The sequence below is a fragment of the Burkholderia sp. KL41 genome, assembly GCF_057005415.2.
Genome location: NZ_CM174447.1, coordinates 2,946,699 through 2,964,948, shown reverse-complemented (window position 1 = coordinate 2,964,948; position 18,250 = coordinate 2,946,699). Strand labels below are relative to the sequence as shown.

Annotated in this window: 17 protein-coding genes; 6 read left to right on the top strand and 11 right to left on the bottom strand. The window is 69.7% G+C overall.

The window, feature by feature from the left end; all coding sequences use genetic code 11:
• Positions 1-322: 322 nt before the first annotated feature.
• Both PQB87_RS30630 and PQB87_RS30625 read right to left on the bottom strand, forming a co-directional pair.
• Complete coding sequence (locus PQB87_RS30630) at positions 323-2,773, bottom strand: flavin-containing monooxygenase (RefSeq protein ID WP_489243190.1); 2,451 nt, start codon at positions 2,771-2,773, stop codon at positions 323-325.
• On the bottom strand, positions 2,760-4,469 hold the full coding sequence (locus tag PQB87_RS30625) for a GMC family oxidoreductase (protein ID WP_489243189.1): 1,710 nt from the start codon (positions 4,467-4,469) through the stop codon (positions 2,760-2,762). The genes PQB87_RS30630 and PQB87_RS30625 overlap by 14 nt, the downstream gene beginning before the upstream one ends.
• 297 nt (positions 4,470-4,766) lie before the next feature.
• On the opposite strand from PQB87_RS30625, the gene PQB87_RS30620 reads away from it, so the two are divergent.
• Together PQB87_RS30620 and PQB87_RS30615 are read left to right on the top strand one after the other, a co-directional pair.
• The gene (locus PQB87_RS30620) at positions 4,767-5,798 is read left to right on the top strand and encodes an AraC family transcriptional regulator (protein WP_489243188.1); all 1,032 of its coding nucleotides are present in this window, start codon (positions 4,767-4,769) and stop codon (positions 5,796-5,798) included.
• Positions 5,799-5,853: 55 nt separating this feature from the next.
• Complete coding sequence (locus PQB87_RS30615) at positions 5,854-6,363, top strand: GNAT family N-acetyltransferase (RefSeq protein ID WP_059687639.1); 510 nt, start codon at positions 5,854-5,856, stop codon at positions 6,361-6,363.
• A 16-nt stretch (positions 6,364-6,379) separates the two neighbouring features.
• Here PQB87_RS30615 and PQB87_RS30610 read toward each other — a convergent pair whose 3' ends face one another.
• The 3 genes from PQB87_RS30610 to PQB87_RS30600 form a co-directional block, all read right to left on the bottom strand.
• Positions 6,380-7,333: a CgnE/CgnB domain-containing protein gene (locus tag PQB87_RS30610; protein WP_060317024.1), complete on the bottom strand. Its 954-nt coding sequence runs from the start codon at positions 7,331-7,333 to the stop codon at positions 6,380-6,382.
• A gap of 58 nt (positions 7,334-7,391) precedes the next feature.
• Complete coding sequence (locus PQB87_RS30605) at positions 7,392-7,514, bottom strand: hypothetical protein (RefSeq protein ID WP_021158412.1); 123 nt, start codon at positions 7,512-7,514, stop codon at positions 7,392-7,394.
• 388 nt (positions 7,515-7,902) lie between these two features.
• Positions 7,903-8,358, bottom strand: coding sequence for an Lrp/AsnC family transcriptional regulator (locus PQB87_RS30600; RefSeq protein WP_011356102.1), 456 nt, complete (start codon positions 8,356-8,358; stop codon positions 7,903-7,905).
• 123 nt (positions 8,359-8,481) lie between these two features.
• On the opposite strand from PQB87_RS30600, the gene PQB87_RS30595 reads away from it, so the two are divergent.
• Both PQB87_RS30595 and PQB87_RS30590 read left to right on the top strand, forming a co-directional pair.
• Positions 8,482-9,027 carry an RBBP9/YdeN family alpha/beta hydrolase gene (locus PQB87_RS30595; protein WP_489243187.1) on the top strand — a complete coding sequence of 182 codons (546 nt, stop codon included), beginning with the start codon at positions 8,482-8,484 and terminating at the stop codon, positions 9,025-9,027.
• 183 nt (positions 9,028-9,210) lie between these two features.
• Positions 9,211-10,479 carry a YbfB/YjiJ family MFS transporter gene (locus PQB87_RS30590; RefSeq protein ID WP_489243186.1) on the top strand — a complete coding sequence of 423 codons (1,269 nt, stop codon included), beginning with the start codon at positions 9,211-9,213 and terminating at the stop codon, positions 10,477-10,479.
• 11 nt (positions 10,480-10,490) lie between these two features.
• Here PQB87_RS30590 and hpaC read toward each other — a convergent pair whose 3' ends face one another.
• Complete coding sequence (hpaC, locus tag PQB87_RS30585) at positions 10,491-11,036, bottom strand: 4-hydroxyphenylacetate 3-monooxygenase, reductase component (RefSeq protein ID WP_489243185.1); 546 nt, start codon at positions 11,034-11,036, stop codon at positions 10,491-10,493.
• 353 nt (positions 11,037-11,389) lie between these two features.
• Between hpaC and PQB87_RS30580 the strand changes: the two genes are divergently transcribed.
• On the top strand, positions 11,390-12,022 hold the full coding sequence (locus tag PQB87_RS30580) for a response regulator transcription factor (RefSeq protein WP_048020328.1): 633 nt from the start codon (positions 11,390-11,392) through the stop codon (positions 12,020-12,022).
• Positions 12,023-12,165: 143 nt separating this feature from the next.
• On the opposite strand, the gene PQB87_RS30575 is transcribed toward PQB87_RS30580, so the two are convergent.
• From PQB87_RS30575 to PQB87_RS30555, 5 genes are all read right to left on the bottom strand, one after another.
• Complete coding sequence (locus PQB87_RS30575; RefSeq protein WP_060065007.1) at positions 12,166-12,909, bottom strand: SDR family NAD(P)-dependent oxidoreductase; 744 nt, start codon at positions 12,907-12,909, stop codon at positions 12,166-12,168.
• Between the two features lie 59 nt (positions 12,910-12,968).
• The gene (locus PQB87_RS30570) at positions 12,969-14,093 is read right to left on the bottom strand and encodes an amidase (RefSeq protein WP_489243184.1); all 1,125 of its coding nucleotides are present in this window, start codon (positions 14,091-14,093) and stop codon (positions 12,969-12,971) included.
• Between the two features lie 31 nt (positions 14,094-14,124).
• Positions 14,125-14,658 (bottom strand): nuclear transport factor 2 family protein, encoded by a 534-nt coding sequence (locus PQB87_RS30565; RefSeq protein ID WP_059687645.1) that lies wholly within the window; start codon positions 14,656-14,658, stop codon positions 14,125-14,127.
• Between the two features lie 8 nt (positions 14,659-14,666).
• Entirely contained in the window at positions 14,667-15,044 is a 378-nt protein-coding gene (locus PQB87_RS30560) for a hypothetical protein (protein WP_021161073.1), read from the bottom strand.
• Between the two features lie 113 nt (positions 15,045-15,157).
• Positions 15,158-16,351, bottom strand: a complete 1,194-nt coding sequence (locus PQB87_RS30555; RefSeq protein WP_489243183.1) for an acyl-CoA dehydrogenase family protein — start codon at positions 16,349-16,351, stop codon at positions 15,158-15,160.
• Positions 16,352-16,517: 166 nt separating this feature from the next.
• Here PQB87_RS30555 and PQB87_RS30550 point away from each other — a divergent pair, with 166 nt between their 5' ends.
• Positions 16,518-18,065, top strand: coding sequence for an ATP-binding protein (locus PQB87_RS30550; protein ID WP_489243182.1), 1,548 nt, complete (start codon positions 16,518-16,520; stop codon positions 18,063-18,065).
• The last annotated feature ends 185 nt before the right edge of the window (positions 18,066-18,250 follow it).

The following is an 18,250-nucleotide window of genomic DNA, read 5'->3' as shown; positions in this document are numbered from 1 at the left end:
TGCGAGTTGCCGGGTGGTGTGCGCAGGGGCGTGCGCACATTGGCGAGTCGGAACGACACAGGACGCCGCATGCGTGGCAGTTGCCGTGCAGGCGGCATCGTCGACGTTCGGGACGGGCAGGCAGCGAAACCGGCTTCCCGGACGAAGATCATTCTTTCATCCGTTACCTGGCGTGGCGATTCGGCCGAATGGCCGGTGTCGATGGCGCGTGCCGAGGGCACGCGCCATGAATGGGACGTGAAGCAAGTGCGCGAACAGTCCGACGGCGGGCGCGTCGCGCGGCGCGTCCGCCGGAAAATCCTCATGCGTTACCGTTGCATCGTCATGCCGTCGCGGCAACGCGCGCCGACGCAAACTCCGCCAGCGTGCGCAACGCGTCCCGCGCCGAGCGCAGATAAAACGACTGCAGATGAAACACATGCCAGCGTGCCGCATGAATCTCCAGCCGGCACGGCACGCCGCAGGCCTGCGCGTGACTGGCCAGCCGCTGCGCGTCCGACAGCAGCACTTCCTGGTCGCCGGCCTGGACGAGCATCGGCGGCAGGCCGCGCAGGTCGGTATCGAGCGGGCCGCGGGCCGCCGCCGATCCGGCGCCGTGATACCAGCGCAGCCCTTGCTCGAGCCAGCCGCGGCGGATCATCGGATCGTCGTGGCGGCGCGAAGCCAGCGTCGCGCCGCCGAGCGCGGGATCGGTCACGGGCGAGATCAGCAGCAACGCGGCGGCGGCGGGCTCGCCGCGCTCGCGCAGCGCGATGGCCAGTGCGAGCGCCAGCGCACCGCCGGCCGAATCGCCCGCGATCGCGATCCGGTGCGGCGCGTGACCCTGCGCGCGCATCGCGTCATAGACGGCCAGCGCATCGTCGAGCGCGGCCGGGCTCGGATGCTCGGGGGCCAGCCGGTAATCGGGCACCCACACCGGCAGGCCGGCGTCGTTCGCGAGCCGCGTCGTCACGCCGCGATGCGTATGCGGCCCGCCGAGGCAGAATGCGCCGCCGTGGAGGTAGAGGATCGCGCCGCCCGTGTCGCCGCGTTTCGGCGCAACCACTTCGACCGGCACGCGGTGCGCGTGCGTACGGTAGCGCAGCGTGCCGCCCGTGCCGGGCATCAGCGGCGACAGCAGCGCGACGACGCGGCGTTGCATGCGTGCGCCGAACGGCGGCCCGATCAGCGGCCGGAACGCCACGCGCAGGAAACCGCGCAGCGAGGCGGCCGTGAGCGCCTCCAGCGGGCCGGCGGGCGGCGCGACCACGACGTCGCGTGTCGGGGCAACCGATTCGGGCACCGGATGCGTGAAGCGGTAGGCGGACATCCCGGTGAAGCGGGTGATCCACCGGTAGGTCAGCGTGAAGCCCGGCCAGTTCGTGCTGTTGTGTCCCGATGCATCGACATACCAGCTCTTGCAACTGTTCCACACCGATCCTTCGAGCCGCTGCTGCACATGCGCGTTGAAGCGCCGGTAGCGGCGCGCGTCGACGTCGATCTCGCGCGCGCCGTCGCGCCGCATCGCGTGCAGGCAGCGCATCACGTGCGCGATCTGGCTTTCGAGCATGTAGACGATCGAGTTGTGGCCGAGATTGGTGTTCGGGCCGTACAGCATGAAGAAGTTCGGGAAACCGGGCACGGTAAGCCCGAGATACGCCTGCGCGCCGCGCCGCCATGCGTCGTTCAGGTCGAGCCCGTCGCGGCCCGTGATGCGCATCGGCGACAGGAACTCGGTCGCCGCGAACCCCGTGCCGTAGACAATGGCATCGACCGGATGATGCACGCCGTCGACAGTCTCGATGCCGCGCTCCGTCACGCGCCGGATCCGCTGCGTGACGAGTTCGACGTTGTCGCGGCTCATCGCGGCCAGGTAGTCGCTCGACAGCAGGATGCGCTTGCAGCCGATCGGGTAGTCGGGTGTGAGCCGTGCGCGCAACGCGGCGTCCGGCACGTCGCGCGCGAGCAGCTTGCGAAACGGCCGGCCCACCGCGACCTTCATCAACCGGTGCAGGCGCGTGAACGCGATCGCGCGCGATTCGTAGCGCAGGTAGATCGATGCGCGATGCAGCTTCATCGCCCACGGAAGCGTGCGGAACAGCGCCTTCTCCCACGGACGGTACGCACGGTCGGGGCGCGGCATCACGTAGGCCGGCGAACGCTGGAATACGGTCAGGCGCTGCACGTCGCCGGCGATCGCGGGGACGAACTGGATCGCCGACGCACCGGTGCCGACAACCGCCACGCGCTTGCCGGCGAGCGCGTAGTCGTGATCCCAGTGCGCGGAGTGGAATGCGCGGCCGCGGAACGTGTCGATGCCGGGCAGGTCGGGCATCGCGGGGCGGCTCAGCTGCCCGGTGCCGCTGACGAGCACGGCGGCGCTGAGCGTCGTGCCGTCGGCGAGCGTGACGCGCCACAGCGCGGCGGCTTCGTCGTAACGCGCATGCGCGACGTCGGCGCCGAAGCGCAGGTAGCGCGCGAGGCCGTACTTGCGCGCGCAATGCTGCAGGTACGCATGGATCTCGGGCTGCGGTGCGAACACGCGCGACCAGGCCGGATTCGGCTGGAACGAAAACGAGTACAGGTGCGAGGGCACGTCGCACGCGGCGCCCGGGTAGCTGTTGTCGCGCCACACGCCGCCGACGTCGTGCGAGCGTTCGACGATCGCGAAATCGTGGATGCCGGCACGTTGCAGCGCAATCGCCATGCCGATGCCGGCGAAGCCGGCGCCGATGATGATCGCCGCGAGCGGTGCGGCGGATTCGGTCAGGTGGGCAGCGTCACGCGACGACATGGCGGGTCTCCTCCGGCTGGACGGCTTCGTGCGCGGCGCGCGAATCGGGAGCGGTATCCGTCGCTGTCCTGACGGTTTCGCGCTGCGGCCGCGCGGGCGTGCGGCACACGCCGCGGATCAGGTCGACGGCCTTCTCGGCGATCATGATTGTCGGTGCGTTGGTGTTGCCGCCGACGAGCGTCGGCATGACCGACGCATCGACGATGCGCAGCCCCTGCAGGCCGCGCACGCGCAGCTGCGGATCGACGACGGCGAGCGCGTCGTGCCCCATCCGGCACGTGCCGACCGGGTGGTACACGGTGTCGGTGCGCCGCCGCAGCACGTCGCGGATTTCATCGTCGGTGTCGACGTTCGCGGTGAACAGGTCGCGCGTGGTCCAGCCGGCGAGCGCCGGCGCTTCCATCAGCCGTCGCGTGAGCCGGAAGCCCGCGACCATGTCGTCGAGGTCGCGCGGATCGTCGAAGAACGCGGGGTCGATGCGCGGCGCCGCGAGCGGATCGGCGCTGTCGAGCGTGACCGAGCCGCGGCTGCGCGGTCGCAGCAGGCACACGTGGCACGACAGCCCGTGGCCGGCGTGCAGCTTGCGCGCGTGATCGTCGACGAGCGCGACGACGAAGTGCAGCTGGATGTCCGGCGCGTCGAGGTCCGCACGGGTCTTCAGGAAACCGCCGCCTTCCGCGAAATTCGACGTCAGCATGCCGCGCCGTTCGCGGCGAAAGCGCGCGAGCTCGCGCAGCATGCGCACGCCGCCGCGCGCGGATACGCCCATCGTATCGACGCTGCGCGTGCGGTAGCCGAAGATGAAATCCGGATGATCCTGCAGGTTGCGGCCGACCCCGGGCAGGTCGGCGTGCACCGCGATGCCCCGTTGCCGGAGCTCGCTGCCCGGGCCGACGCCCGACAGCATCAGCAGTTGCGGCGTTTGCAGCGCGCCGGCCGCGAGCACGACTTCACGCCGGGCGCGCAGTGTGCGGACCTCGCCGTGCTGCCGGACTTCGACGCCGGTCGCGCGCGTGCCGTCGAACAGGATGCGCAGCACCTGCGCGTGGGTCTCGACCGCCAGGTTGTCGCGGCGGCCGATGTGCGGCAACAGGTACGCACGCGCCGCGCTCCACCGTTCGCCGTGCTTCTGCGTGACCTGGTAGATGCCGATGCCTTCCTGCTGCGCGCCGTTGAAATCGTCGGTGAGCGGCAGGCCGGCCTGTTGCGCGGCTTCCAGGTAGCGCGCATGGAACGGGTTGCCGGTACGCAGGTCGCTCACCCACAGCGGGCCGTCGCGGCCGTGCCACGCATCGTCGAAGCGCTCGTTGTGCTCGCTCAGGCGGAAGTACGGCAGCACGTCGTCGTAGGCCCAGCCTTCGTTGCCGAGCGCGGCCCAGCCGTCGTAGTCGACGCGATGGCCGCGGATATAGACCATCGCGTTGATGGCCGACGAACCGCCCAGCGCCTTGCCGCGCGGCTGGTAGCCGATGCGGCCGCCGAGGCCGTGCTGCGGCACCGTGTCGAAGGCCCAGTTGTTCACGCGGGTCGGCATCATCGCGACCGCGCCGGTCGGCACGTTGACGAGCGTGCCGTCGCCGCGGCCGCCGGCCTCGAGCACGCAGACGGTCACGGCCGGGTCCTCGGTCAGCCGCCCGGCGACGACGCAGCCGCCCGACCCGCCGCCGACGACGATGTAGTCGAAAGTCCTGCTCATGGGTTCATCCTCCGATGGTCGACGGATCAGGCGGGGCGCGGCAGCGCGCACGGGCGGCCGGCGCGGGGCCGGGCAGGGGCAGGGGTTCGTGCAAGCACGGCGCGCCGGCGTGCGAAGCGGGCTGCGGGATCGGTCGGGCGACTGCGTCGCATGGTGTCTCCTCCGGAGGGTGTTGGCGTCGTTCGGGCGACGACTGGATGACGCCGATGGTGCTGGCCGCATGGGAAAACACCAATGCTGCTTCGGGACAATTGTTTTAGTATTTGGGCCAAATCGGCGCATCGAGGGTTTCTCCGCATGAGCTTCTGGGATTTCACCCGGAGTCCGGCCAGCGCCCGGCTGCTGGTCGATTTCGGCGACGAACGCGGCGTGCCGCACGCGACGCTGCTGGCCGGCACGGGGCTCGCCAACGCGCAGCTCGACGATCCGAAGGTCGAGGTGACGGCCGCGCAGGAACTGCGGCTGACCGGCAACCTGCTGCGCGCGCTCGGGCGCGCGCCGGGCCTCGGGTTCGAGGTCGGCCTGCGCTACCACTTCTCCGCCTACGGCGTGTGGGGTTACGGGCTGATCGCGAGTGCGACCGCGCGCGACGCGCTCGCGCTGGCGATGCGCTTCCTGCCGCTCACCTACGCATTCACCGTGATCACGTATCGTGAAGAGGACAGCACGTGCGTGCTCAGTTTCGGCGCGCCGGAGCTCGATCGCGCGCTGAGCCGGTTCCTCGTCGAGCGCGACATGACGGCGGCGGCCGTATTGCTGCGGGAAATCGGCGGCGACGCATTCGAGCTGTCGCGCTTCACTGTGCAGGCGACGCGCGCGCCGTCCGTGCCGGTGCCGCGCATTGCCGGCGTCGAGCCGGTTTTTTCGGCGCGCGCGAACAGCCTCGCGTTCGACCGCGCGTTGCTCGACCGGCTGCTGCCGCACGCGAATCCGCTGACGGTGTCGATGTGCGAGCAGATGTGCGGCCAGCTGCTCGAAGCGCGGCGCGCGCGGGTGGGCACGTCGGAGATGGTGCGCCAGTACCTGGGCGCGACGCCCGGCCCCGCGCCGTTCTCGCTCGAGGACATGGCGCGGCTGCTGAACACGAGCCCGCGCACGCTCAAGCGCCGGCTGCAGGAGGAGGGCACGACGTTCCGGGCGCTGCTCGCGCAGGCGCGCGGCGCGATGGCCGAGACGCTGCTCGGCGACGCACGCCTGTCGCTCGCGGAAGTGGCCGAGCGGCTCGGCTTCAGCGACCTGTCGAGTTTCTCGCAGGCGTTCAAGCGCTGGTACGGCGTGCCGCCGGGCGCGTATCGCAGCGCGGCGCAACGGGACGGCAGCCGTTCCTGAATCACGCCACGATCGCCGGCTGTCCTGCCGGCATTCCAATCAAGAGAGACCCCGCATGATCACGATTCGCCCGATGACCGACGACGATTTCCCGCGCTTCTGGCCGACCTATCGCGCCATCGTCGCTGCTCAGGAAACCTATGCATTCGATCCCGGTGCGACACCCGAAGCGGCGCGCGCGTTATGGCTCGATGCGCCGCTCTGCACGTGGATCGCCGAGGAGGACGGCGTGGTGCTGGGCTCGTACTACCTGAAGGCGAACGCGGCCGGCCCCGGCAATCACGTGTGCAATTGCGGCTACATGGTGAGCGAGGCCGCGCGCGGCCGTGGCGTCGCGCGCCTGATGTGCGAGCATTCGCAGCAGGTTGCGCGCGAGCGCGGGTTCCTCGCGATGCAGTTCAACTCGGTCGTCTCGACGAACGAGGTGGCGGTCGCGCTGTGGCAGAAGCTGGGATTTGAAATCGTCGGCCGGCTGCCGCGTGCATATCGTCACGCCCGGCTCGGGTTCGTCGATTGCCTCGTGATGTTCAAGTGGCTCGGCGACACACCTGCCGCCGGAGCCTGAGCGCGCAACGGCCGAATCAGACGGCGAACGCGCCGTCGAACACGATCCGGTCGTCTAGCGCGAGCGTACCGCGCGCGAAGATCAGGTCGAGATGGTGGCTGCCGTTTTCGCCGCCGCCGAGCCCGAGGTGCAGGCCCGGATGACGTTCCTCGAACCCCGCGTTGCGGCCGTACAGCCCGCGAATGCCGAGGTTCGTGCCGATGCCGAATTCCTCGATCCGCCGGTGATTCGGATGCCGGTCGAGATAGGCCGAGAAATCGCGCCGGAAGCCCGTGTCGTCGGTATCGAAACCGACGATCGTGCTGTTCTCGACCTGCAGCGTCGCGAGCTGCTCGGCCACCTTGTACTTGATCGCGAACGGCACGGTGCCGAGAAACGTGCCGCTGAAGACGATCGTGCCGTTGAGATCGGTCACGTGCGTCGCGATCTCGCCGGGTACGACGTCGAGGTTGCCCATTCCGTCCACGCTCGTCCATTTCTGGTCCGGCGCGAGCGAGCCCGTCAGCGTGTTCCCGGCTTCGTCGATGAAGCGGATCTGCGATGCGCGCGCGGCCGCGTCGATCAGCCGGCCGTTGCGTGCCGCGATGTCGTCGAGCGATTCGGCGAACGCCTCGTCGAGATGCGGGCCGTAATCCTTGAACAGCACCGACTTGCTCCAGTGCTCGACGATCGCCGGGCGGATCGCGGCGAGGAACGGCGGCCCGCTCGGCGACGGTGTCGGCAGGCACGACGAGTCGTACAGCAGCACGAACAGGTCGGCTTCATCGAGTGCGGCGGTGATATCGGCCGGCGGGGTGCTTTCGAGGCAGAGGGTCGTGGCGTCGAGTGAATCGGGCAGGGCGGCAAATGCGCGCAACGCGATGTCGCGGTTGCGGGTGTCGTGACCGACCAGCAGTTTTCCCGATTCGCCGCGCGCCAGTTTGTCGCGCAGCGCGGGGTGGAAGCCGAGTGCGCGGTGCAGGTTCAGCATGCGTGTCTCCGGAAGCGGCGGAAGGGCCGCGGCCCTTCCGCGAGAACGGGTGGCCCGCTCAGACCGGCCAGAGCGCGGTGCCGAACGGCACCACGGCGTCCTCGACCATCATGTCGATGGCCTCGGGGTGCGTGTCTTCCTGCATCCAGTCAAGCAATTCGATCTGCTGGGTGTCCTGCATGTCAATTCTCCTGTGGTGAACATGAGTGTTTCAACATGAAAGCGCGGCTAAAAAGTTGCCACTCCTCATCAGGCATTTCGTGAATGCCGGATGAGTGGCGTTGATATTAGTCTGACGAATTTACGAATGCAATGCGTTGCAAGGATTTTAGCCTCGGCGTGCTAAACAACGGGGGTTGACGAGGCCAGTGCGGTAAAAAGCGGGTAAATAGAGTGACGGATTCAATGTCATTTTTTCAATGAAATGAATCGGAATCGATGTATTGCATTCGGAGAATTTTTATCGGGAATTCGATGGCATCGATCGTGGCGACCGACGTCGTGCGCGGCAGCGCTGCATACGAAGGCATCGCCGGTCGGCGCGGGCGTGTCGGCGGCCCGATGCCGTGTCAGCCGAGCAGCGCCTTGCCGAGCGGTTTGGCCGGCTCGGAGCGGAGCACCAGCGACGTCGTGACCGCGCCGAACCGGGCAATCGCGTCGATGATGGTTTCCAGTTGTCCCGGTGTCGGCACGAGTACCTTCAGCAAGAAGCAATCCTCGCCGGTCATCCGGTGAACCTCGATGACGTGCGGCATCTCGGCGAATGCGCGCAGCGCGGGCTTGATGTGTTCGTGCGTCGTCTTCAGCCGGATGATGGCCATCATCCCCAACCCCAGCGCCGCCGGGTCGATTCGCGCGCCGTAGCCGGCGATGATGCCGCGTTCTTCCAGCCGCTTGACGCGCTCCGACGTCGCAGGCTGCGACAGCCCGATGCGCCGGCCCACCTCGGACAGCGGCATCCGCGCGTTTTCCTGTAGTGCCTCGAGGATCGAAAGATCCAGGCGATCGAGCTCTCCATTCGACATGTCCGTTCTCCCGCTCCGTTAATTCATCGGCATATTGTCTCAATAACCGATGACTTGCCATTCCCGGCCGGTTTCCGGCGGACGAGACTGAGCGCTCGCCTGTTCATGGAGACGGAGATGGAGATGGACCAAACGATCGTGATCGTGCCGGGGATCGGCAACTCGGGACCGGATCATTGGCAGAGCCACTGGGAGGCCGCGATTCCGGGCGCCATCCGCATGGCGCCCGCGTCATGGGATGCCCCCGACCTGCGTGACTGGATGGCGGCGCTGGATGAAGCCGTCGCACAAGCCGCGGCACCGCCGGTGTTGATCTGCCATTCGCTGGGGTGCCTGCTGTTCGCGCACTGGCGCGCGGCGTCGGCGCGTGTCGTGCGCGGCGCCTGGCTCGTTGCGGTGCCCGATCCGGGCGGCCCGCGTTTTCCGGCCGCGGCGCGTGCGTTCGCGAACGTGCCGGGCGGCGATTTCGGCGGTTTGCCGGTGCTGGCGATCGCCAGTTCGGACGACGGGTACGACCCGTCCGGGAGCGGTATCGCATGGGCGAGCGCACGTGGCGCGACGCCGCTGCGGCTCGGCCCGCGCGGCCACCTCAATGCGGAAGCGGGATTGGCGCAGTGGCCGGAGGGGCGTGCGTTGCTGACGGCCTTCGTGGCCGGATTGCCGCGCTAGCGCCGGCAAGCGGCTGCCGTCCTTCCGCGCGTGCTGCCTGCCGGCGCGTGCTTGCCCGTGACGGCTCGAGTATGATCGGTCGACAGAATCGGAAGCCTCGACGGACAGTCGGGACCGGCGCGTGCGAAACGCCGGTTCCGTCGCGTCGACTCCCCCGGCTTCGAACGACAAAGGAGACACGCGATGCGCGCAGCGCCGCAACCGGAGCCTGCCGGCCCGTCGCAGCCGGACACCGGCGCGACCCGCCATACCCCCGAACGTGACCCCGATCGCATGGCCGCGTGGCGGCTCGCGATCGGCCTGTCGCTCGGCAGCGCGATCGCGCTCGGCCTCGCGCGCTTTTCGTATGCGCTGCTGCTGCCGCCGATGAAGGCCGATCTCGGCTGGACCTTCGCGCAGGCCGGCGCGCTGAACACGTCGAACGCGGCCGGCTACCTGATCGGTGCGCTCGGGTTTCCGTTGCTGTCGCGGCGCTGGCGCGCGGGCACGCTGCTCGCGGCCGGGTGCATGCTGACCGCGTTGCTGATGGCCGCGTGCGGGCTCACGTCCGGCATGCACGCGCTGCTCGTGCAGCGGCTCGCGACCGGCGTCGGCAGTGCGCTGATCTTCATCAGCGGCGGCGTGCTGGCCGCGCGGCTCGCGTCGGCGTCGCCGCGCGATGCGGGCCTGCTGCTCGGCCTCTACTACGGCGGTACCGGATGGGGCATCGTCGTTTCGTCGCTGCTCGTGCCGGCGACGCTCGCGCAGGGCGTACATGGCTGGCAGCCCGCGTGGTTCGCGCTCGCGTTCGCATGTGCGCTGTTCTCGGCGGCGGCCGTGTCGGCCGCGCGCCGCATCGAGCGCGTGCACGCGGCACCCGCCGCGCCGCGCGACGGTGCGGTGCCGGCGGCGACCGCGAGCCCCGTGCGATTCGCCCTCGCGCTGGCCGGCTACGGCCTGTTCGGCGTCGGCTACATCGGCTACATGACGTTCATCGTCGCGCTGCTGCGCGGCGCGGGAATGAGCGGCACGGTGGTCGCCGCGTTCTACGTGATGCTCGGCGTCGCGACCGTCGTCTCGGCACGGCTGTGGTCGGGGCTGCTCGACCGGATGCGCGGCGGCCAGGCGCTGGCCGTGCTCAATGCGCTGCTCGGCATCGCGACGCTGATGCCGGCGATGTTCGTGCATCCGGTTGCCGCGTTCGCGTCGGGCGTGCTGTTCGGCGCGACGTTCCTGTCGGCCGTCGCGTCGACGACGGCCTTCGTGCGCCACAACCTGCCGCCCGACGGCTGGGCGAAAGGGATCAGCGCGTTCACGACGGTCTTTGCATTCGGGCAGATCGCCGGGCCGGTCGCGATCGGCTGGGTGTCGGACAGCGCGGGGCTTGCACGCGGGCTCGTGTATTCGGCGCTGACGCTGTTCGCGGGTGCCGCGCTCGCGGCCGGGCAGCGCGCGTTGCGGGCCGCCGCGTAGTCACGCGCGATTCACCGCACGCACGCCGTGCGCGATACGCGATGAAACGCACGGCCGAAGTAGATCAGGCTGTCGCCGTCGTCGCGCACGCGGATCGACGTCGCCTCGATGAACATCACCGAATGCGAGCCGACTTCCTTCATGTCGGCGATCGTGCCCTGCAGGCTCGCGAGCGCGTCGCGCAGCACGGGCACGTCCTGCTCGCCGCGATCCCACACGGGCAGTTCGAAGCGCCGGTCCATCGGCAGCTCGGTGAGCCCCGCGAAGTGCCGCGCGAGCTGTTCGTGTTCGGCCGGCAGCACGTTGATGCAGACGTGGCGATTGCGTTCGAACGTCGCATGCATCGCGCTCGACCGGTTGAGGCATACGAGCAGCGTCGGCGGCGTGTCGGTGACGGAGCACACGGCGCTCGCGGTGATCCCGCAGCGGCCGTGCGGCCCGGCGGTGGTGATCACGTTGACGGCCGCGCCGAGGTGGGCCATCGCTTGCCGGAAGGCCTTCTGCGCGTCGGTCGGCTCGGCGCGTGCCGGTCGCTGGATATCGGTCGTGGAAGACATGGGCGCTCCTGGTTGGACGAGAGCGGCGATCGTGCGGCGCTGCGGATGCAGCGCCTGATCGCCGACGATGACCCAAGCGTACGTCGCGAAAAGGCGGACGACCATTCGCACGATTGACGATGGAGATGGCGTTCTCGCCAACGCGTCTAAAGGTTCTACCTAGGTACGCGGCGCGACGCGCGAAAAAAACCGGGAATGTGCGTTCGTGCGGCCCGAGAAGGGGTTTTCAGCGGGTTTTCGGCTCGTTATGATGTGCCGCGCATCCCCAGCGAACGACGTGCGCGACGCGCCGGCAACCGGCCCCGTATGCGGCGCGTGCGATACCCATACCGATATTCAGCGAGACCCCCGCGATGACGTCACCCGCACCGATCGTATACATCGTCGACGACGACAGCGGCATGCGGACGTCGCTCGCCTGGCTGCTCGAATCGGTCGGGATCGCGTCCGAGGGGTTCGCGAACGCCGCAGATTTTCTCGCGCGCTTCGACGTGAACCTGCCCGCGTGCCTGGTGCTCGACGTGCGGATGCCGGAGAAGAGCGGCTTCGACGTGCAGGCCGAACTGAACGCGCGGGGCGCGACGCTGCCGGTGATCTTCGTCAGCGGGCACGGCGATATTCCGATGTCCGTGCGTGCGCTGCAGAACGGCGCGATCGATTTCGTCGAGAAGCCGTACAACTCGCAGCAGATGCTCGAGCGCGTGCAGCGCGCGCTGCGGCTCGCGCAGCAGCGGCACGCGGTGAGCCAGCGCCACCGCGAGCTGCGCCAGCGGCTCGATGCGCTGACCGCGCGCGAGAAGGAAGTGCTGCGCGGCGTGGTGGACGGCAAGGGCAGCAAGCAGATCGCGTCGGATCTGTCGATCAGCGTGAAGACCGTCGACGTGCATCGCGCGAGCATCAAGGAGAAGCTCGGCGCGACGTCGATCGCCGCGCTCGTGCGGGACGTGATGGTCGTGTGGGGCGACGACGGGGAGCCGTCGCGATAGGGGGCTGCGGGCACGCCGACGTTCGCCTGCCCGCAAGAGTCTCACACGTGTCCTGCGCGAGTACCGGACGAGTCCCACACGAGTCCTGCACGAGTCCTGCGCGCGGCACCGATCGGCAGCGCACAAGCGATGCCGCCCGCCGCTCAGCGCATGTACAACCCGCCGTTGATGTCCCAGCACGCGCCGTTCGCGAAGTGCGCGTCGCCCGACGCGAGCAGCACGGCCGCATCCGCCACGAAACCGGCCGGCCCGAGCTTGCCGCCCGGCAGGCTCGCGAGCACCTGGCGCAGCTTCTCCGGTGCGACGCTTTCATGCACGATCGGCAGGTCGAGCGGGCCCGGCGAGATCGCGTTGACGGTCACGCCCCGCGCGGCGAGGTCGCGCGCGAACACCTTGGTCAGCGTCAGCGTGCCGCCCTTCGCGGCCGCGTAGTGCGCGCCCGTCGCCGAGCCGCCGTTCTGGCCGGCGAGCGATGCGATGTTGACGATGCGGCCCGCACCACGTTCCGCGAAATACTGGCCGAACACCTGGCAGCCGAACAGCACGCTGCGCAGGTTCACGTCGATCACCTGGTCGAACTGCTCGGCCGTGATCTCCATCGCGGGCACGACCTTCGATGCGCCTGCGTTGTTCACGAGCACGTCGATCGTGCCCCAGCGCGCGACGAGCGCATCGCGCGCCGCTTCGAAATCGCGTTTCGACGTGACGTCGAGCGGCAGCGCGATCGCGCGTTCGCCGCCCGGGTCGAGTTCGCGCGCATGCGCATGAATGGCGTCGGCGGCGATGTCGGCCAGCGCGACGCGATAGCCGGCCGCATGGAAACGGTCGGCGATGACGGCGCCGAGCCCGCGTGCGGCGCCGGTAACGAGGACGACTCGATCTGACATGGTGCGTGATTCCCTGGTTCGCGGGCGCGTGAAGGGTGAAGCCGCGCCCGCTTCGTGGTTCATGCGGCGAGGGCCGCTTCGAAGTGTGCCGCGATCGCGCAGACCTGCTCGTCCGCGCCCTTGCGCCCGACGATCTGCAAGCCCGCCTTCAGCGGCGAACCGGCCAGCGGCAGCGGCAGGCTGAGCGCCGGATGGCCGCTCAGGTTGAACGGCCGGATCAGCGACGACATCGCGATCACCGATACACCGTCGCGCGCCTGCTGCAGCGTGATCGGCAGCGCGGGCAGCGTCGGCAGCACGAGCACGTCCGCGAGTTCGAGCGCGGTGTCGACCTGCGCGGTGAAGCGTGCGCGTACGGCTTCGGCTTCCGCGAGGGCGGCGGGTGTCGTCGTCGCGGCGGTGCGCAGCCGCGCATCGAGATCGGCGCCGAGCTTGCCGGTGTCGACCAGATGGCCGAACGCGCGCGACGTTTCCGCGTTGATCACGGTGAGCCCCGCCGCGAATGAAGCCGGCATTTCGTCGAGCACGAGCGCGTGCGAACGCAGGCCCGACGCGCGCACGGCCGCGTCGAGCGCGGCGGCGATCGCCGGATCGGCTTCGACGCGGATCTGCGCGATCGTGCAGCCCGCCACGGAGGCCGCCGCTTGTGCCCGATCGAAGCCCGGCGCGATCGCGGCCATCACCGCGGCCAGCGTGCGGATATCGCGTGCGAACGGCCCGACGCAATCGAGCGTGGTATCGGCCGGCGCGACGCCGCGCCGCGACACGCGGCCGAACGTCGGCTTCAGCCCGGCCACGCCGCAGCAGGCGGCCGGCCCGCGAATCGAGCCGCCGGTGTCGGTGCCGAGCGCCGCGTCGACCGCGCCGAGCCCGACGAGCGAAGCGGAACCGCTCGACGAGCCGCCCGGGATGCGCGTCGCGTCCTGCGGATTGACGGGCGTGCCCGTGTAGTCGTTGATGCCGGTCATGCCGAACGCGAGCTCGTGCATGTTCGCCTTGCCGGCGATCTGCCAGCCCGCGTCGAGCAGCAGGCGGACGACGTCCGCATGTTGCGCGGCCGGCGGTGCATCGGCGAGCGCGCGGCTCGCCGCGCGGGTCGGATGGCCCGCGATGTCGATCGTGTCCTTGATCGCGATCGTGGGGCCCGGGCCGCCGAGCGTGAAGGTGTCGATGAAGCCTGTCATGGTCGATATCGTGCGGAAGCGGTGGAAAGCATCAGGGCCGTGGCGCGGCGGCGAGCGGCCACGGGCCGTCGAGCACGCGTTCGGTGCGAAAGTGCCGGATCAGCCAGGTCGCACCGTCGCCGGCCGGCATGAAATCGACGGTCAGCCGCGCGGCGATCAGCTCGGCCGTGCCGTTCGCGTAGCGCGACGCCTGCAGCATGATCCAGCGGCCGCGCGCGCTCGTGTTGCCGGCGCCGATCTCGATCGACTCCGACGTCAGGAAGTGCAGGTTCGCCGAGAAATGCGGATCGGGTGGCAGGTAGCGGCCCAGCATCGCGACGATCGCGGCCGTGCCTTCGAGGCGGCCGAACTTCTGCGCGTATTGAGGGCCGATGCCTTCCCACACGGCGTCGGGTGTGAACAGGCCGGCGAGCCGCGGGCCGTCGCCGGCATCCTCGGGCACGTCGCACAGCGCCATGTAGCGCGTCATCGTCGCGCGTACCGCGCGCTCGGCGTCGAGCGCCGCCACGCGCTGCGCGAGTGCGTCGATCGGGCCGGGGGACGAGCCGGGAGACAGGTCGGTCATCGCGCGCCTCACGACGCGGGTTTCGCGGCCGGCGGCACGGTCAGCGCGCGGCCGACCCGCGCTTCGATCTTGCCGTAGCGCCACAGGTTGTATTCGCCGACCGGCGTCGTGCGATACAGGTTGCACACGGCGACCGTCGTGTCGAAATCGGCGACGTCGGCCATGATGTAGAAGGTCCACGGCGCGCCGTCGGCCTGGCCGACCACGAGGCGGTCGTCGTCCATCACGCCGAGCACGCGCACGCCGGGCATCGCCTCGACGGCGGCGAGCATCGCGCCATACGCCTGCCACACTTCGCCGATCTTCTCGCGCGGCAGGTCGAAGAAGTTCTGCGACACGCCGCAGCAGAACAGGACACGCAGCGGCAGCGGATTCGAATCGGACATCTCGGGTTCTCCAGGGGAAACGGTTGGGCGCATGCGCCGGCCGGTAGCGGTGCTTCGGCATCGGCGCCATGCGCGTTCGGGAAACAGCGCCGCCCGGGCGCGGGTTGCGCGGGTTACAGGTAGCCGGGAAACGGCGTGACGCCGGTGAATACCGCGCCCGCGCCGTCGAAGTTGCCTTCCGCGAGAAACGCGTGCTGCGTGACGACCATCGCGTCGCGCAGCAGCCGCTGAAGCGGATGCGTGCGATAGATCGCCGCCGTGCCGCCGAGGCGGTACGCGCGTTCGACGACGCTCGCGCCTTCGCGTGCGATATGCGTGGCCGCGAGCCGCAACAGGCTGACCTGGTCGGGCGTCACGGGATTGCCCGCGAGGATCGATTGCCACACCGTGTCGGTTGCGTCGTAGAAGAACGCGCGTGCCGAGCGCAGCTGCGCTTCGGCCTTCGCGAGCTCGATGCGGAAATACGCGCGATCGGCGAGGCGCGGCGCGCCGGTCGTCGTCTGCCGGCCGCCCGACATGCGGTTCGCGACGTCGAGCGCCGCGCGCGCGAGGCCGAGATTGACGACGGCCAGCACCTGCGCCGCATACGCGACGGTCGGGTAGCGGTACAGCGGCTCGTCGACGGTCGGCTCGCCGCCGCGCACGAAGGTCCACGCTTCGGCCACGAAGCGGTCGTCGACGCGCAGGTCATGGCTGCCGGTGCCCTGCATGCCGACCACGCTCCAGTTCTCGACGATCTCGACATCGGCCGCGCGAAACACGGCCGTGCGCGGCTTGTTCGGCGCGGCGTCCTGCGCGCCGGGCACGGCGATGCCGACGCCGAGCCAGTCGGCACCCTTGCAGCCGCTCGCGAATTTCCACGTGCCGTTCACGCGCCAGCCGCCCGGCGCGGCCTGCGTCGGTTGCACCGGGAACAGGCCGCCCGCGAACACCTGGTCGGGGCCGCTCGCGTACAGCTCGGCCTGGGTCTCGAGCGGCAGCGCGGCGAGATAGACGTTCGCGGAGCCGAAGCTCGCGACCCAGGCGGCCGAGCCGTCTGCGGTCGCGATCCGTTCGATCGTGTCGAGGAAGGCGGTCGGCGCGAGCGCGTCACCGCCGAAGCGGCGCGGCGTGCCCGCGCGATAGATGCCGGCCTGCCTGAACAGCGCGATCACGTCGCGCGGCACGTGCGACAGGCGATCGAATTCGTCGCGGCGCGCGGCGACGGTTTCGATCACGGCGTCGAGCGGCGACAACCGCGCGGCCGCGGTGCCTGCCACGGGCTGGGAGGACGGCGCGGGTTCGATGGCGAGGGCGGCTTGCGGCATGGTTGTCTCCTGGACGGATAGGGGTTCGGATGCGGGGCGGCATGCGTGCTGTCTCGGGTGGCAACACGACGATGCAACCAGTCTAGAAACGCCGAAAACACGCAGCAATTGGTGCGTTGGGCCGCGCGACTGGTGAGGTTCCGTGCCGGCCTAAAGAAATCTTCAGATGCGATCGGCGCGCGCCGGTGCTATGTTGGCTTTCCGGCCGCGCGACGCCGCGCGCCTTCATCCGAAGCCGATCATGAGTTTCCCTGACGAAGACGATTTCCACCGGCTGCTCGACGCGCTGACCACCTGCGTGCTGCTGCACGATGCGCAGACGAAGGCGATCGTGTGGGCGAACCGCGCCGCGTGCATCGCGCTCGGTTTTTCCGTCGAGGAACTGCTGCCGCTGAAGGCGCCGGACATGACGCGTCCCGAGCCGAAATACCAGCGCGAGATCGCCGTGAGCGCATGGGATCGCGCGCTCGTCGACGGGCCGCAGGTGTACGAATGGTGCTACCGGTCGCGCACGGGCGTCGACATGCTGTCCGAGGCGACCGCCACCTACGTGCCGCTGCGCGGGCGCGACGTCGTGATGGTGCAGTTCCGCGACATCAGCGCGGAAGAGGCGGTACGCCAGCAACTGCGCCGCTACGAGGCGCGGCTGCGCGAATTCATGCAGGATCTCGACGAAGGTATCGCGGTCGTCACGCCGCGCGGCGGCGTGCAGTTCATCAGCGAGTCGGGCCGCCGCGTGCTCGGGCTCGCGCCCGACGAAGCGCTCGGCGAGGTGCTCGACTACTGCTCCGAGGCCGATCGCGACCGGCTCGTCGCGCAATTGCACGATGCGCCGTCCGCGTGCCCGTCCGCGCCGCAGCGCTACCGGATCGTGCGCCGCGACGGCTCGCCGTGCTGGCTGCGCATCCTGTGCCGGCAGGTCGAGATCGAGGGCGATCTCGACGGGCTGCTCGTGCAGTTCCGCGACGTGAGCGACGAAGTCGCGATCGAGGACGCGCGCCGCGCCGAAGCGCGCATGCTCGAACACGCGGGCCGCTACAACGCGATGGGCGAGATGGCGAGCGTGATCGCGCACGAGCTGAGCCAGCCGCTCGCGGCCGTGCGCAATTTCATCGAAGGGGCGGTGCAGCGGCTGAACGGGCGCGGCGCCGTCGACGACGCGATCTGGGGGCTGCGCAGCGCGGACCGCCAGGCCGAGCACGCGGCGCTGATCATCAAGAGCGTGCGCGAATTCATCGTGAAGCGCGAGCCGGTCGTCGCGCTCGCCGACCTGCGCGACATCCTCGCGGACGTCGCGTATTTCATCGAACTGCGTGCGAAGGATGCCGGCGTGACGGTCGCGATCGTGCAGGCCGATGCGCCGCTGCCGATCCGTTGCGAGCGCGTGCTGATCGGGCAGGTGATCCTGAATCTCGCGTTCAATGCGATCGAGGCGTTTGCCGGTTGCGATCGCGTGCCGCGCATGCTGACGCTCGGCACCGCGAACGTGGCCGGGCACGCCGAGCTGCGCGCGATCGACAACGGCCCCGGCATCGCGGCCGGCGCGCACGGCTGGCTGTTCGACGGCTTCTCGTCGTCGAAGGCCGGCGGCAACGGGATCGGACTGTCGCTGTGCAAGAGCATCGTGACGCGCCACGGCGGCCGGATCGGCGCGAGCCCGGCCGAGGGCGGCGGGCTCGACTGCCGCGTGACGCTGCCGCTCGCGGGCGTGTAGTCGTAGCCGCTGCATCGCGTTAAGGCCGCAACGGGCGTCACGGGCATCGCAGGCATCGCAGGCATCGCAGGCATCGCAGGCATCGCAGGCATCGCAGGCATCACGGGCATCACGGACATCACGGACATCACGGACATCACGGACATCACGGACATCACGGACATCACGGCGCGCCCGCGGCGCAT

What these genes read in the sequence shown, in the direction of transcription:
- PQB87_RS30630 (WP_489243190.1), bottom strand. Translation starts at nt 2,773, where the DNA reads ATGTCGTCGCGTGACGCTGCCCACCTGACCGAATCCGCCGCACCGCTC.
- PQB87_RS30625 (WP_489243189.1), bottom strand. Translation starts at nt 4,469, where the DNA reads ATGAGCAGGACTTTCGACTACATCGTCGTCGGCGGCGGGTCGGGCGGC.
- PQB87_RS30620 (WP_489243188.1), top strand. Translation starts at nt 4,767, where the DNA reads ATGAGCTTCTGGGATTTCACCCGGAGTCCGGCCAGCGCCCGGCTGCTG.
- PQB87_RS30615 (WP_059687639.1), top strand. Translation starts at nt 5,854, where the DNA reads ATGATCACGATTCGCCCGATGACCGACGACGATTTCCCGCGCTTCTGG.
- PQB87_RS30610 (WP_060317024.1), bottom strand. Translation starts at nt 7,333, where the DNA reads ATGCTGAACCTGCACCGCGCACTCGGCTTCCACCCCGCGCTGCGCGAC.
- PQB87_RS30605 (WP_021158412.1), bottom strand. Translation starts at nt 7,514, where the DNA reads ATGCAGGACACCCAGCAGATCGAATTGCTTGACTGGATGCAGGAAGAC.
- PQB87_RS30600 (WP_011356102.1), bottom strand. Translation starts at nt 8,358, where the DNA reads ATGTCGAATGGAGAGCTCGATCGCCTGGATCTTTCGATCCTCGAGGCA.
- PQB87_RS30595 (WP_489243187.1), top strand. Translation starts at nt 8,482, where the DNA reads ATGGACCAAACGATCGTGATCGTGCCGGGGATCGGCAACTCGGGACCG.
- PQB87_RS30590 (WP_489243186.1), top strand. Translation starts at nt 9,211, where the DNA reads ATGCGCGCAGCGCCGCAACCGGAGCCTGCCGGCCCGTCGCAGCCGGAC.
- hpaC (WP_489243185.1), bottom strand. Translation starts at nt 11,036, where the DNA reads ATGTCTTCCACGACCGATATCCAGCGACCGGCACGCGCCGAGCCGACC.
- PQB87_RS30580 (WP_048020328.1), top strand. Translation starts at nt 11,390, where the DNA reads ATGACGTCACCCGCACCGATCGTATACATCGTCGACGACGACAGCGGC.
- PQB87_RS30575 (WP_060065007.1), bottom strand. Translation starts at nt 12,909, where the DNA reads ATGTCAGATCGAGTCGTCCTCGTTACCGGCGCCGCACGCGGGCTCGGC.
- PQB87_RS30570 (WP_489243184.1), bottom strand. Translation starts at nt 14,093, where the DNA reads ATGACAGGCTTCATCGACACCTTCACGCTCGGCGGCCCGGGCCCCACG.
- PQB87_RS30565 (WP_059687645.1), bottom strand. Translation starts at nt 14,658, where the DNA reads ATGACCGACCTGTCTCCCGGCTCGTCCCCCGGCCCGATCGACGCACTC.
- PQB87_RS30560 (WP_021161073.1), bottom strand. Translation starts at nt 15,044, where the DNA reads ATGTCCGATTCGAATCCGCTGCCGCTGCGTGTCCTGTTCTGCTGCGGC.
- PQB87_RS30555 (WP_489243183.1), bottom strand. Translation starts at nt 16,351, where the DNA reads ATGCCGCAAGCCGCCCTCGCCATCGAACCCGCGCCGTCCTCCCAGCCC.
- PQB87_RS30550 (WP_489243182.1), top strand. Translation starts at nt 16,518, where the DNA reads ATGCGATCGGCGCGCGCCGGTGCTATGTTGGCTTTCCGGCCGCGCGAC.